Annotated in this window: 14 protein-coding genes; 3 read left to right on the top strand and 11 right to left on the bottom strand. The window is 43.0% G+C overall.

What is annotated here, in order from left to right; translation table 11 throughout:
- Positions 1-42: 42 nt before the first annotated feature.
- Positions 43-1869 carry a translation elongation factor 4 gene (gene lepA, locus O3605_RS09495; protein WP_009731117.1) on the bottom strand — a complete coding sequence of 609 codons (1827 nt, stop codon included), beginning with the start codon at positions 1867-1869 and terminating at the stop codon, positions 43-45.
- Positions 1870-1935: 66 nt separating this feature from the next.
- On the bottom strand, positions 1936-2373 hold the full coding sequence (locus tag O3605_RS09490) for a GNAT family N-acetyltransferase (RefSeq protein WP_371586029.1): 438 nt from the start codon (positions 2371-2373) through the stop codon (positions 1936-1938).
- Positions 2374-2568: 195 nt separating this feature from the next.
- Here O3605_RS09490 and O3605_RS09485 point away from each other — a divergent pair, with 195 nt between their 5' ends.
- The 3 genes from O3605_RS09485 to pepT are packed head-to-tail and all read left to right on the top strand — an operon-like array spanning position 2569 to position 5365.
- Positions 2569-3324, top strand: a complete 756-nt coding sequence (locus O3605_RS09485) for a LexA family transcriptional regulator (RefSeq protein WP_049486142.1) — start codon at positions 2569-2571, stop codon at positions 3322-3324.
- The gene (locus O3605_RS09480; protein WP_371586027.1) at positions 3321-4142 is read left to right on the top strand and encodes a Cof-type HAD-IIB family hydrolase; all 822 of its coding nucleotides are present in this window, start codon (positions 3321-3323) and stop codon (positions 4140-4142) included. The genes O3605_RS09485 and O3605_RS09480 overlap by 4 nt, the downstream gene beginning before the upstream one ends.
- Positions 4143-4144: 2 nt before the next feature.
- Positions 4145-5365: a peptidase T gene (gene pepT, locus O3605_RS09475; RefSeq protein WP_045759509.1), complete on the top strand. Its 1221-nt coding sequence runs from the start codon at positions 4145-4147 to the stop codon at positions 5363-5365.
- Positions 5366-5401: 36 nt separating this feature from the next.
- On the opposite strand, the gene O3605_RS09470 is transcribed toward pepT, so the two are convergent.
- The 9 genes from O3605_RS09470 to O3605_RS09430 form a co-directional block, all read right to left on the bottom strand.
- Entirely contained in the window at positions 5402-7141 is a 1740-nt protein-coding gene (locus tag O3605_RS09470; protein ID WP_371586025.1) for an ATP-binding protein, read from the bottom strand.
- Positions 7138-8229, bottom strand: a complete 1092-nt coding sequence (locus O3605_RS09465) for a carbamoyl phosphate synthase small subunit (protein WP_070505511.1) — start codon at positions 8227-8229, stop codon at positions 7138-7140. The genes O3605_RS09470 and O3605_RS09465 overlap by 4 nt, the downstream gene beginning before the upstream one ends.
- A 124-nt stretch (positions 8230-8353) precedes the next feature.
- Entirely contained in the window at positions 8354-9277 is a 924-nt protein-coding gene (locus O3605_RS09460) for an aspartate carbamoyltransferase catalytic subunit (RefSeq protein WP_003016291.1), read from the bottom strand.
- Between the two features lie 46 nt (positions 9278-9323).
- Complete coding sequence (gene pyrR, locus O3605_RS09455) at positions 9324-9842, bottom strand: bifunctional pyr operon transcriptional regulator/uracil phosphoribosyltransferase PyrR (RefSeq protein WP_003001719.1); 519 nt, start codon at positions 9840-9842, stop codon at positions 9324-9326.
- Between the two features lie 262 nt (positions 9843-10104).
- The gene (locus O3605_RS09450; RefSeq protein ID WP_070505509.1) at positions 10105-10740 is read right to left on the bottom strand and encodes a Pr6Pr family membrane protein; all 636 of its coding nucleotides are present in this window, start codon (positions 10738-10740) and stop codon (positions 10105-10107) included.
- Between the two features lie 44 nt (positions 10741-10784).
- Entirely contained in the window at positions 10785-11120 is a 336-nt protein-coding gene (locus tag O3605_RS09445) for a zinc ribbon domain-containing protein YjdM (RefSeq protein WP_003016288.1), read from the bottom strand.
- A gap of 128 nt (positions 11121-11248) precedes the next feature.
- On the bottom strand, positions 11249-12001 hold the full coding sequence (locus O3605_RS09440; protein ID WP_070505507.1) for an HAD family hydrolase: 753 nt from the start codon (positions 11999-12001) through the stop codon (positions 11249-11251).
- Complete coding sequence (locus O3605_RS09435) at positions 11976-12380, bottom strand: PaaI family thioesterase (RefSeq protein WP_003016342.1); 405 nt, start codon at positions 12378-12380, stop codon at positions 11976-11978. The genes O3605_RS09440 and O3605_RS09435 overlap by 26 nt, the downstream gene beginning before the upstream one ends.
- Before the next feature lie 83 nt (positions 12381-12463).
- The gene (locus O3605_RS09430; RefSeq protein WP_371586022.1) at positions 12464-13561 is read right to left on the bottom strand and encodes a hypothetical protein; all 1098 of its coding nucleotides are present in this window, start codon (positions 13559-13561) and stop codon (positions 12464-12466) included.
- Positions 13562-13563: the final 2 nt, after the last annotated feature.

The following is a 13563-nucleotide window of genomic DNA, read 5'->3' as shown; positions in this document are numbered from 1 at the left end:
GAATTCTAACGAATTACCGATTCCTGTCCCACTCTCTAATTGTTATTCTTCATCCATTGACAAGACAGATAAGAATGCTTCCTGTGGTACTTCTACAGATCCAATGGCCTTCATCCGTTTCTTACCAGCTTTTTGTTTTTCAAGAAGCTTGCGTTTCCGTGAGACGTCCCCACCATAACACTTGGCCAAGACGTTCTTACGAAGGGCCTTGATATCTGTACGGGCTACGATCTTATGACCGATCGCTGCTTGGATAGGCACTTCAAACTGTTGACGAGGGATAATCTTCTTGAGTTTCTCAACAATCAACTTACCACGTTCATAGGCAAAGTCCTTGTGAACGATAAAGCTGAGGGCATCGACGGTATCGCCATTGAGAAGGATATCCATTTTAACCAATTTAGAAGGACGGTATTCAGACAACTCGTAATCAAAGCTTGCATAGCCACGAGTAGAGGATTTCAATTTATCAAAGAAATCAAAGACAATTTCCGCTAGTGGGATTTGATAGATGACATTAACCCGATTTTCATCGATGTAGTCCATGGTCACAAAGTCCCCACGTTTGCGTTGGGCCAATTCCATCACAGCACCGACAAACTCTTGTGGCACCATGATTTGTGCTTTGACATACGGTTCTTCGATCGAAGCGATCTTGGTTGGATCTGGAAACTCAGAAGGGTTTGAGACATCCAGTGCTTCTCCATCTGTCAAATTGACCTTGTAGATAACAGACGGTGCTGTCATGATCAAGTCAATGTTGAACTCGCGCTCCAAGCGCTCCTGGATAACGTCCATATGAAGGAGACCCAAGAAACCACAACGGAAACCAAAACCAAGGGCTTGAGAAGTTTCTGGTTCAAATTGAAGACTAGCGTCATTCAATTGCAATTTTTCCAAAGCTTCCCGAAGATCATTGTATTTGTTAGATTCGATTGGGTAAAGACCGGCAAAGACCATTGGGTTCATTTGCTTGTATCCATGTAGGGGCTCACTTGCCGGATTAGTCGCTAGAGTCACCGTATCCCCGACACGGGTATCCGCAACAGTCTTGATAGAGGCCGCAATATAGCCAACATCTCCCGTCGCAAGGAAATCACGGCCGACTGCTTTAGGAGTAAAGATCCCAACTTCTGTGACATCAAAGGTCTTGCCATTGCTCATGAGCTGGATCTTATCGCCTGGTTTAACCATTCCATTGACCACACGGACCTGAAGAATTACCCCACGATAGGCATCATAAACAGAGTCAAAGATCAAGGCTTGAAGAGGGGCTTCAACATCCCCAGTCGGTGCTGGAACTTTCTCAACGATCTGCTCCAAAATCTCTTCAATCCCAATACCAGCTTTGGCAGAGGCTAGGACAGCTTCACTAGCATCCAAGCCGATGACATCTTCTACTTCTGTGCGCACCCGTTCTGGATCTGCAGCTGGCAAGTCAATCTTGTTAATGACTGGAAGGATTTCCAAATCATTGTCCAGCGCTAAGTAGACATTGGCTAGGGTCTGAGCTTCAATCCCTTGAGCGGCATCCACTACGAGAATGGCCCCCTCACAAGCAGCGAGCGACCGCGAAACCTCATAGGTAAAGTCCACGTGTCCTGGTGTGTCAATCAAGTGGAAGATATAGGTTTCCCCATCTTTAGCCGTGTAGTTCAACTCGATGGCATTAAGCTTGATGGTAATCCCACGCTCCCGTTCCAGGTCCATGCTGTCCAAAAGTTGGGCTTGCATCTCCCGACTAGACACGGTTTCGGTTTTTTCTAAAATTCGATCGGCCAAGGTTGACTTTCCATGGTCAATATGGGCGATGATCGAGAAGTTCCGAATCTTCTCTTGTCGTTTTTTTAATTCTTCAAAATTTGGCATAATCATCTTCCTAGTAAATTTAATCGTACTCTTCATTATAACAAAAAAGATAGGCCTTTGCCTATCTTAATTCATTATTTTCAAAAATCGCTTCTGCGTTTTATTACCCTCATAGCCTATTCGTTCGTAAAAGAGATGAGCTTCTTTTCGATGAGAGGCAGAATTTAAACGGATAAAAGCATAATGCTTGCTTTTGGCAAGTTCTTCAACTCGCTCCATCAATTGGCGACCGATCCCACGTCCTTGTGCAGATGGAAAAACCGCAAGACCCAAAATATTTAAACCAGCATCACTATAGAGGCTTTCATAGACTTCCGCTTCCACATAACCAAGAATATTTCCTGTTTGTTCCTCTTCATAAACAAAGCAAAAATGACCCGAATCAGGCGAATTAAATTTATTGATCTGAGCTGCCACTTTCTCAAGGGTCGAATCATACCCCAATGCTTGGTGACATAAATCTCTAATTTGACCTGCATCTTTGACTTGAACAGTACGAATCATAGCTCCACCTCCATGAACCCTATGGTATTATCTTAGATCATTTTCCTCAAAAAGTAAAGGAATATCTGATAAAATTCAAAATGAAAATCCGATTTAGATCAAATTCATCTTTTTTCGCATTTCTCAGGGATTTCTATTTACTTTTTCGATTTAATTCATTATAATAGTAAGGGTAAATACAAGGAGGTGAGTACGTTGGCCAGAGGTCGTGGAAAAGCAAGCCCTCAAGACAAAGAGGCATTACGGATTATATCGGAAAAGATTAGAGAATTACTGAAAGAACAAGGGAAAAAGCAGATCGAATTATCTCGTATTACTGGAATCCCTGCAAGTACCCTGACTGGATATGTAAAAGGAACTTCTCTTCCCGTTCCCGAAAATTTAGAGAAGATTGCAGCCTTTTTCCAGGTAGCAGTTGCTGATATTGACCCTCGATTGCGCAATGATTTTGTAGTCATTGATTCAGAGATTGAACGATTGTATAAACAGCTCGATGAAGGAAATCAAGAAAATCTTCTTTCTTACGGAAAGAGTCTCTTGACCCATCAGAAAGAAAGACAGAAAATTGAAAAGCAATACCACTCTTATTCTGTCTATGATTCTTTTGCAGCTTATCAAAATCAGAAACAAGCTGATATCGTCTGGTTTGATCAAAAGATTCCTTACGATTTGGCTTTTTGGATTCATACGGATTCCCTCGAGCCTAAATACGAAAAAGGTGCCGTTGTGTTAATCAAGCAAACCTATTATGATCAAGCAGGGGCAATTTATGCCATTGATTTTGATGGACAAACGTTGATCAAACGTGTCTTTCGTGAGGCCAACGGTATTCGACTGGTTTCCCTCAATAAGAAATATAGTGATCAAATCATTCCACTAGATGAGGAACCTGGGGTGATTGGAAAAGTGATTGATGGCTTTGTTCCTCTTGATTTGGAGGAAATCAAATGATTCAATTAATAGCGATTGACTTGGATGGCACCCTCTTACACGAGGACAAGAGTTTATCCAAAGGAAATATTGAAGCACTTCACCGGGCCCATGAAGCCGGTTATGACATTGTGATCTGTACGGGGCGCCCCTTAGCAGGTGTACGTCCTATCTTTGAAGAGATTGGACTACCTGATGGTAACTACTATATGATTATCAATAACGGGTGTACAACCTTGTCGACTAAGAATTGGGAGATCATTGGCAAGGAAGAATTAAGCCTTGAGGACATGCACCGGTTGCATGTTTTGACGAAAGATTCAGACGTCCAGCTGACCTTATTCGACATGGATCATTACCTAGTAGTCGCACCTGAAGCCAGTGAACTGGTTACGATGGATGCCGGCATCGTAAATAGTAAACCGACACCTGTCTCAGAAGAGGATCTACCCAACCTTGTTCCTATTTTTCAAGCTATGTATGTGGGGGATCCTTCTGCTATTGATGCCTTTCAAGCTCAGCACGAGGCTGCATTAGAAGCTGATTTTAATACTGTTCGTTCACAGAATATCCTATTTGAAATCCTTCCAAAAGGTGCGAGCAAGGCTTCTGCTTTACAAGCATTAAGCAAAACATTAGGCTACAGTCGAGACCAGGTTATGGCTCTTGGAGATGCCAATAATGACCTTGAGATGCTTCGTTTTGCTGGCTATAGCGTCGCTATGGGAAATAGCAATGCTGCTGTCAAGGAAATAGCTGACTTCATCACCTTGACCAATGATGAGGATGGTGTGGCCCATGCTATTCACAAATTAATTGAAACTGAAAAAGGAGAATGATTATGAAATACGCAAATCTGTTGGACCGTTTTATTACCTATGTAAAAGTTAACACACGTTCAGACGAAAACTCTACAACCACTCCAAGTACCCAATCACAAGTTGATTTTGCAACCAACGTCTTGATCCCTGAGATGAAACGCGTGGGTCTTCAAAACGTCTACTATTTGCCAAACGGCTATGCCATTGGGACACTTCCAGCTAATGATCCAAGCTTTACACGCAAGATTGGATTTATCTCTCACATGGACACCGCTGACTTCAATGCGGAAAATGTCAATCCACAAATTGTTGAGAATTATGATGGGGGTGTCATTGCTCTAGGGGATTCTGGTTTCACACTGGATCCAGCTGATTTTGCTCATTTGAACAACTACAAGGGACAAACCTTGATCACGACGGACGGTACTACTCTTCTGGGTGCAGATGATAAATCTGGTATAGCTGAAATTATGACGGCTATCGAATATCTGACAGCGCATCCTGAAATCAAACACGGAGAGATCCGTGTCGGCTTTGGTCCAGATGAAGAAATCGGAGTCGGCGCAGATCAATTTGATGCAGAGGATTTTGACGTAGACTTTGCCTATACTGTCGACGGTGGTCCTCTTGGAGAGCTTCAATACGAAACCTTCTCAGCAGCTGGAGCTGAAATTACCTTCAAAGGACGCAATGTCCACCCAGGTACAGCCAAAGGTCAAATGATCAACGCTCTTCAATTGGCCATTGATTTCCATAACAAACTCCCTGAAGGAGCACGTCCAGAATTAACCGAAGGCTATGAAGGCTTCTACCACTTGATGAACATCGATGGAACTGTCGAGGAAGCAAGTGCCAGCTACATCATTCGGGACTTTGAAACTGAAAGTTTTGAAAAACGCAAAGACCTCATGAAATCTATTGCCGATCAGATGAATGCGGAACTCGGTAGTGAACGCGTTCTCCTCACCCTCAAAGACCAGTACTATAACATGAAGCAAGTGATTGAAAAAGATATGACACCGATTACCCTAGCTAAGGAAGTCATGGAAGATCTTGGAATCACTCCAATCATTGAACCGATCCGCGGTGGTACAGATGGATCTAAAATTTCCTTTATGGGGATTCCAACACCAAATATCTTTGCCGGTGGTGAAAATATGCATGGTCGCTTTGAATACGTTAGCCTCCAAACCATGGAACGCGCAGTTGATACCATTATCGGTATTGTGACCAAAAAATAAGTAACAAAAAGGATTCGGATAGATTGTCCGGATCCTTTATTGTAGGTTAGAAAGCTTGACAATATCTTTGACCTGATCAATGGTCTGAATTAGGTGAAGGCTTGTCTCATTAATAGGAAGATAATAGACTTTATCTGCCAAAGATTCTGTAAAAGGACGATTGGTGAGTAAGATCACCTGTTGTCCTTTTTCTATCAGTTCTTTCGCCTGCTTTCTCACCTTTTGGTAAAAACGCTCATCACAGATTTCTAGATCATCCACCAAGACACAAGCCGCGTCCAAACCCAATGATTCATTGGTTCCATTTTGGGTCAGATAATAGGCTGCTCCCGCTTTGACCTCATATAAGCCAGCTGATGGCTCAACCGGAAGAAAGGCTGGGCTTGTTGCAACTTCTGCTCCTTTTTCCATCGCTACAAAGTTGGCTAGGACCTGCAAATAAATAGGGGATAATTTACTTAAATCCAAGAGTTCCTCAAACTCAAAACCACGTTTCAGAGCCTCTAAGATATAGAAGAGCCGATGGGGCATATGACGAGCTATTTTTTGGATTAACTCATCATCGCTCATTTCTTCAGGAAAGACAGTCAGCAGTTTTTTATCTTTAATGGTTTCTAAGGCCTGTTGGTAAGCTTCATCGATCCTCTTCCCAAATCCATAAACTGCCCCATAAGAGTGAATTTGTGTATTGAGACGAGCATTCTGTGCAGCATCTGAAAAGATCGGAATCTTAAAGAAAATATAGTCTAGACTGGGTTCATAGACAGCCTTTAGATCCTGTAATAAGGGGTGAGGCAAATGCTCGAGCGAGCGCCCCAATTGCAGCTGCACGCCTTGCTCAAACAAGGAATAGCCCAAGCCCATAGAGGCCATCGAGATACTATCTGAAGCAAATGGATTAACCTCTAAGATATAAAAAGCATAGCTCGTCGGATCTAGAGCAAACTTAATGGAAATGGCTCCTGTCAGCTTCAGATAGCGACTGATATGGATCGCCGCTTCACGAAGATTTTGAAACTCCCGGTCAGTCAGGGTAACCGCTGGCATGAATTGGTAAGAGTCACTGGAGTGAATCCCAACAGGATCAATGCTTTCAATAGAGGCCACCAGGTAGTGATTGTCTTCACGATCCCGCATGACTACAAAATCCAGTTCCTTAAAGCCATAGGTCGAAAACTCCAGCAAACACTGCTGACTTGGAGAAACCGAAAGTCCCGTCTCCACGGCTTCACACAAGTCATCCAGGTTATGAGCGATCTTTCGACCCTGCCCTTGCTTACTCGCTACTGGCCAGATCATAATAGGAAATTGAATGCCTTCAGAAAACTCAATGGCTTCTCGAACAGAACCAACCAGTGCGGAAGCGGGTACCTGATAGCCTAACTCTTGAAAGAGGCGTCGTTGATCCGCCTGCTGATAAAAGGTCCGGTAACGTTGAAGGCTCGGCCCGATAATCCTAATCGATGCGTCTTTGAAAAATCCAGTTTCTTCCAATCGAAACAAGAGGTTCAAAATCTGTTTATCCGCAAAGGCTAAGAGCAAACGGGATCCTGTATAAGAAAGAAGAGTCGTTCTAAAAGCATCCAGCTTGAGCTTACTGACTACAACCTGATCTGCAGCTTCTTGTGTAATAGCATTTTCTTCGCCCAGGTAAAGGACAAGAGCATCCCCATCCTTGGCATTCAGTTTTTCTGCTTCCTTTACCGCAGCCAAGAGGCTAATATCCTGATAAGAATCTCCACAAAGGAGAAGCAATTTCTGGTTTTGTTTCATCATTCCTTCTCCCTTCTACTTTCGTGAATTTTGGCATCAATCAATTCTAAAAATTCATCGTAAAAATAGAGATTTTCCCTTGGCCCTGGACTCGCATCCACTTGGAATTGAACCCCTAAAATCGGTTGGTAACGATGACGAAAAGCTTCAATACTATGGTCATTGACGTTTTCATGCGTGACCAATAAATCATGGGGTAGGCTATCGCGTGCGATACTATACAAGTGATTTTGACTGGTTATCTCGATTTTTCCAGTCGCAATTTCACGCACAGGAATATTTAAACCGAAATGCCCAACTTCCATGGGAGCTAGCTCAGCTCCGTAGGCTTGAGCCAGCAGCTGAGCTCCCAAGCCCATGCCCCAGATCGGAATCTGACCATTGAGCTTTTTGATCAAGCGACAAAGTTTTTTCACCTGATGGGGATCGCCAGGCCCACTGGATAAAATAACGCCATCGGGCTGCTGTTCCATCAGTTCATCATAAGAGATATCATAGGGATAGACCGTGACGTTACAGTCCCTTTGACTCAGCTGGCGTAAGACAGAGTGCTTGACCCCTAGATCAATCAAGGCAATACTCTTTCCAAAACCTGGTACAGCATAGGCCGTTTTTGTCGAGACTTGACGCACTTGGTCTTTGGGAAGAACCGTTGCTCGCAACTGATCCAGGATATGCTCGATCGAATCCCCCTTGTTAATGACAGTTGCCTTCATCCGTCCATACTTGCGGACAATTTTTGCCACCTGCCTCGTATCAATTCCTACAATACCAGGGATTTTTTTTCGCTTCAAGAATTCATCCAAGGTCATCTGCTGCCGCCAATTGCTCGGCATCTCCACCAGATGCTGAACCACTACTGCCAAACAAGTGGGTGTAATGGATTCAGAATCATCCCGATTGATCCCTGCTGCACCAATAACCGGGAAGGTAAAGGAGAGAATCTGGCCACTAAAAGCCTGATCCGTGATCAATTCTTGATAACCTGTCATGGCTGTGGTAAAGACTAACTCACCCGTCACATATAGGTCTGCACCAAAGGCTTCTCCTTCAAATACAGTCCCATCCTCTAGGACCAATAATCGTTTCATCGAACCCCTCCCTTCTTTTATTCTAATCCAATTTTATCATAGTTCCTCAAAAAAAGGAAAGTCAGATTCCATGTAGCGATCTACTCTGTCCTCTTTCTTTCCTTTCAATGAATTGTCGGTTATCTTATTTTGCACCGCGACCTTTAAGGACGGCTTCAATGATGGCCATACGGACAAAGACACCGTTGGTCATTTGTTCTACGATGCGTGATTTAGGAGCTTCTACCAAGTGGTCCGCAATTTCAACGTCACGGTTCACTGGTGCTGGGTGCATCAAGATCGCAGTATCTTTCATACGGTCATAACGTTCTTGAGTCAAGCCATGAAGACGATGGTAGTTTTCTTTAGAGAAGAGTGATTCGTAATCATGACGTTCGTGTTGCACACGCAAGAACATCATGACATCTACTTCTTCAATGACTTCATCGATAGTGACGAAGGTTCCATAGTCTTCAAATTCCGCACTTCTCCATTCGTCTGGACCTGCAAAGTAGAGGGTTGCTCCCAAACGTTTCAAGATTTGCATATTTGATTTTGCCACACGTGAGTGATCCAAGTCACCGGCGATACAAACTTTCAAGCCATCAAAGTGACCGAATTCTTGGTAGATAGTCATCAAATCAAGCAAGCTTTGGCTTGGGTGTTGACCTGAACCGTCCCCACCATTGACGATAGAGGCTGTGATCGTTGGGCTTTCAACCAATTCTTTGTAGTAGTCCACTTCAGGGTGACGGATGACGCAGACATCTACTCCAAGAGCTGACATGGTCAAGATGGTATCGTAAAGTGTTTCCCCTTTGTTCACAGAGCTTGTCTTCACATCAAAGTCAAGGAGATCACATCCCAATTTCAACTCTGCCACTTCAAAGGCTTTGTGGGTACGAGTTGAAGGTTCAAAGAAAAGATTTGAGATGATATGTTGGTCTTCGTAGGCTGCTTTAGCTCCGTTTTTGAACTCAATCCCACGTTTGATCAATGCCATTACTTCTTCATTGGTAAGAGTTTCCATTGAGACAAGGTTTTTAAGAGCGATTTGATTTTCAGACATGTTGATTCTCCTTTTATAATGTGAATGCAAATAGTTTACAATTTGTTTAAGCTTCTTTGATGAGGACGCGGTCTTGACCGTCTAGCTCCACCATCTCGACAATGATTTCCTCTGACTTACTTGTCGGGATATTTTTCCCAACAAAGTCCGGACGAATCGGCAACTCCCGATGCCCACGGTCGACGAGAACCGCAAGACTCACTCGAGCAGGACGACCGTGACTGACCAGATTGTCAATGGCAGCGCGTATCGTGCGACCTGTATAGAGGACGTCATCGATCAAGATAACTTCTCTATGAGCGATATCAACTGGTAAAACCGTTGTATCTTCTGTCGCCTTCATGTCATCTCGGAAAGGCTTGGTATCTAGTTCTGCTACAGGGACATCGATTTGTTCCAGCTGAGAGAGACGTTCTTGGATCCGGCGAGCGATGTAAACACCCCTCGTCTTGATCCCCACCAGCACAATCTGGCTTAAATCTTTGTTTCGTTCAATGATTTCGTAGGTGATGCGGGTAATGGCCCGTTTCATCGTCAAATCATCAACGACTTCTTTGGTTTTCATTCAGTCCTCCTTAGTTGTAAAAGAAAAACCTCCTTTTTCAAGGAGGTTCAGCAAATGGATGGTCTAAGAGGATAGAGTCTCGCCCTATGGTCCTAGCCATTGTTTTTCACAGTCTCCTTGCCTGCCTCACGGGACAGGATTAAAGGATTTATTTAATTGAGATAACTATATCACAGTTTCAAACGACATGCAAGAAAAAACTCAACATTTTTCAAAAAAATTTAAAAACCCGACTTTTCGTCTGAATAATGTTCGGTTTTTACTAAGAAACAGCCGATTTTCGCTTGATATTTTTGATCCCATAGAGCACATAGCCAGCTAAGAGATAGGCGATAAAGATGATCACCACCCATTTGCCCACAAAGGCCCAGCCGTATTTATTAACATTGATAAAGAAATAGGCAAAGGGACTATCTTTTGCACCTGGAATTGGCCACTTCAAGACCAATCCATTGAGAAGGGCAAAGAGCATGTAAGCCAGTGGAATCAAGGTCCAAAGGAAGGGATCGAGCTTACGGTATTGCTTGGATTTGTCAATCACTAGGGTATCAAAGAAGAACATCAAAGGAACGATGTAATGACAGAGGAAGTTTTCCAAACGATAAAACTTCTCTGGTGTCGCCAGAGGCGCCAACATAAAGTGGTAGATGACAAAGGTAATCATAATAGCCATAGTCACTGCCCCCTTCATGCGAAGGTAGCCTTGGGTCTGGGTCGAACGACCTCGAACCATGCGCCAAACCATGTCTCCCATAAAGAACATGACCAACATGTTAGATAAAATGGTGTAATAGAGCATCATGCCAAAGCCACCATGCTTGGTCAGTTGCAGATAAACACCGAGTACACTTAAGATAAACAATAGAAAACGATAGCTAAATAATAGTTTGAATTTCATAGTATTCTCCTGAAAGAAAAGGGGCTAGGCCCTTCCTCTTATCTTTAGATTTTCTTCACAAATTCTGATTTGAGCTTCATTGCACCAAAGCCATCGATCTTACAATCGATGTTGTGGTCTCCTTCCACGATACGGATGTTTTTCACGCGCGTCCCTTGTTTCAAATCCTTCGGTGCACCCTTCACTTTCAAATCTTTGATCAAGGTCACCGTATCGCCATCAGCCAATTTATTTCCGTTGGCGTCAATCGCTACGACACCCTCTTCTTCTTCGACCTCAGCTGGGTTCCATTCATACGCACACTCTGGGCATACCAAGAGCGCTCCATCTTCATAGACGTATTCAGAGTTACATTTTGGACAGTTTGGTAAGTTATTCATTTTTATCTCCTTATTCAAATTAACTTTCATAGTATACCATGAAAGCGAAAATTTGACAAATTCTGCTCGACTGTAGCATTTTCATAAAAAAAGGAGGCGACTTGGCCTCCCTACTTAGATGATATTTTTTAATCTTCCTGCAATTCTTGAATATCTCGAATCACGCGCACGCCTGCTTGATTCTTCTCGCGCAGTTCAGCATCAGAGTAAGGGAAGGTATTGATCAAGATACTTTCCATCCCGATACTTTGGGCAACAGCGACATCTGTTGTAAAGTCATTCCCCACCATGACAGTTTTCTCAGGGTTCAACTGGTGTTCTTTCATGACTGCCAAGAGGAACTCTGGCTGAGGTTTGCGAATACCTGTGTCAGACGACAAGTAAATGGCATGGAAAAGCTCTCTCAAACCAACCAAATCAATCTCCGGATTGGTAAAATCTGCTTGGGCATTGGATAAGAGAAAGATTCGGCAACCTGCAGCTTTCATATCCTCTAATACTTCTTTCGTATGAGGATAAAGCTCCAACCGCTTGCGAGAAAGGACACGGAAAGTCCGCGCAATCAAACGCCCCCACTCTTTGAGGTGGGCAACACTATTCCCACTTGGATGACCTTCTAAATACAATTGTACAAAGATAACCGTCAGATCAATCTCTGGGTAGGCAACTTGTTTTTCCTTAGCCAAGTCTTCTTCGGCTTGTTGCACCAACTCTCTATAACGCAGGCGCAGACCTTCTCCTGTGTAACTTGCCCCGTAGGATTGGTAAATCTGAGCCATGGTATCCCATAAAATGGGACTCGACTCATCGGTTTCGATGTCGACCAAGGTTCCATAAAAATCAAAAATATAGTTTTTAAATGCGTACTTGTGCGGATTCATCTCTTACTCCCGTAACAAACATCGTAAAGGTTGCCTTGCAGACATTGGCCCCATCTTGATTGGTAATATCGACATCCACAACTCGAGTCGTCCGTCCACTGTGGACACATTCGCCATGGATCGTGAGGACATCACCCAGACGCCCTGCTTTCAAGTAATTAATCGAGGATTGCAAGGTCACCCCATCGACCCCTTGAGAAACCACGACCAACCCACTGACTTGGTCACACAGGGTAAATAGATAGCCTCCGTGCGCATTTCCATAATAGTTGAGCGATGATTCCACGACCTTGGTTGTCACCACTACATGGCCATCTCTCATCTTTTCGATTTCATAATTTTCAAATGCAGCAATTGCATCAAAGTGAAAATCTTTCATATACTTGCCACCTTTTCTAGCATCTTTTCAACTCCTCTATCATACTACAATTAAGAAGCAGATACAAGCAAAGGGGCAATTCCTTAGAAGCAGAAAAGGAGACTCCAACTAAGTAAGAAGACGATACTAGGAACAATGTATTTTCTTGGGTGCTTCCAACATTCCCTCTTTAAATTCCATTTTCTTAAAGGGAAATAGATTTCAATCAGTAAGTGCAAAACAGCTTCAACTACTGCTAGAATCATCACTCCTAGTAGAAATAGAATCCCCAAGTCAGGCATGACCACCATTTTTAATAACAGAGCTACAAATAGATTGACAGATAGGAAATAAGTCAGCAATACACGGTAATACATCAAGTAAAAGAACCGACTCTTAGGTAGGGACTTGACATGATCAATCAAATCTTTATCAGCAGAAATGAGAGTGGTTAATGGCGTATTGACAGAAGCAATTGTTAAAAGGATGATGATTTTTAATGGAGCCTCATAATCCTGTATCAGAATGAGAAGGAGGAAGATGAGAGTAAAGACAAAATTGATGGAAAAATAACGCTCTTGAAACAAGGAAATCCAAAAATAATTGCCACTTCTTCTCTTTGCGACGAGCAGCTGATCATGTTTTGAAATCGCGATCAAGTCCTCATTTTTAAAAATAAAGACAGCAATGAAGGCTGAAAGTAAGATCATATAGGACACTTGTTGGACCCATAAAGAAGATCCTGTAAGAACAGTCGTTACAGAAATGAGCACTCCTCCTAGAAAACTAGGCCTGGTATTGAACTGGATAAAGACATAAAACACACTTAGTATCACCAGTAGAGAAAGGAGGACGAGCTTAAAGGATTGTAGCAGGTCTAACCTGACTCCTAAAAAGAGGATCAATAACAGCACGCGCTCTAGTAAATTGAGAAGAAAGGTTACCGTCAGAAAAGAACCTTTGAAACGATTGAGAGACAAAGGAAGCTGGTAATAGGCCTGGACCCTGTCCATCGAAAAGTAGGAATACAACAATTGAAAGGTTGATAGAGCAGTGACAATAGCCGTACTGATCAATAAGACTTGAAAGCTCGTAGAAAATTTGGCCCCAACAACATGGTAATAAAGAGCAAAGGCTAAGGAAGTCAAGAACAAGAAGAACCGATTTTTAGACACCAAATCTCTAAAAATAGCTAGTAGCATGC

The organism is Streptococcus sp. 27098_8_99 (assembly GCF_041431935.1).
Lineage (GTDB): Bacteria > Bacillota > Bacilli > Lactobacillales > Streptococcaceae > Streptococcus > Streptococcus parasanguinis_D.
Note: the sequence above shows the minus strand (reverse complement) of the source record. Positions and strands in the feature narration are given on the sequence as shown.

Bases quoted from the DNA above. Each gene is read 5' to 3' on its own strand.
- lepA (WP_009731117.1), bottom strand. From the start codon at position 1,869: ATGCCAAATTTTGAAGAATTAAAAAAACGACAAGAGAAGATTCGGAAC.
- O3605_RS09490 (WP_371586029.1), bottom strand. From the start codon at position 2,373: ATGATTCGTACTGTTCAAGTCAAAGATGCAGGTCAAATTAGAGATTTA.
- O3605_RS09480 (WP_371586027.1), top strand. From the start codon at position 3,321: ATGATTCAATTAATAGCGATTGACTTGGATGGCACCCTCTTACACGAG.
- pepT (WP_045759509.1), top strand. From the start codon at position 4,145: ATGAAATACGCAAATCTGTTGGACCGTTTTATTACCTATGTAAAAGTT.
- O3605_RS09470 (WP_371586025.1), bottom strand. From the start codon at position 7,141: ATGATGAAACAAAACCAGAAATTGCTTCTCCTTTGTGGAGATTCTTAT.
- O3605_RS09465 (WP_070505511.1), bottom strand. From the start codon at position 8,229: ATGAAACGATTATTGGTCCTAGAGGATGGGACTGTATTTGAAGGAGAA.
- O3605_RS09460 (WP_003016291.1), bottom strand. From the start codon at position 9,277: ATGTCTGAAAATCAAATCGCTCTTAAAAACCTTGTCTCAATGGAAACT.
- pyrR (WP_003001719.1), bottom strand. From the start codon at position 9,842: ATGAAAACCAAAGAAGTCGTTGATGATTTGACGATGAAACGGGCCATT.
- O3605_RS09450 (WP_070505509.1), bottom strand. From the start codon at position 10,740: ATGAAATTCAAACTATTATTTAGCTATCGTTTTCTATTGTTTATCTTA.
- O3605_RS09445 (WP_003016288.1), bottom strand. From the start codon at position 11,120: ATGAATAACTTACCAAACTGTCCAAAATGTAACTCTGAATACGTCTAT.
- O3605_RS09440 (WP_070505507.1), bottom strand. From the start codon at position 12,001: ATGAATCCGCACAAGTACGCATTTAAAAACTATATTTTTGATTTTTAT.
- O3605_RS09435 (WP_003016342.1), bottom strand. From the start codon at position 12,380: ATGAAAGATTTTCACTTTGATGCAATTGCTGCATTTGAAAATTATGAA.
- O3605_RS09430 (WP_371586022.1), bottom strand. From the start codon at position 13,561: ATGCTACTAGCTATTTTTAGAGATTTGGTGTCTAAAAATCGGTTCTTC.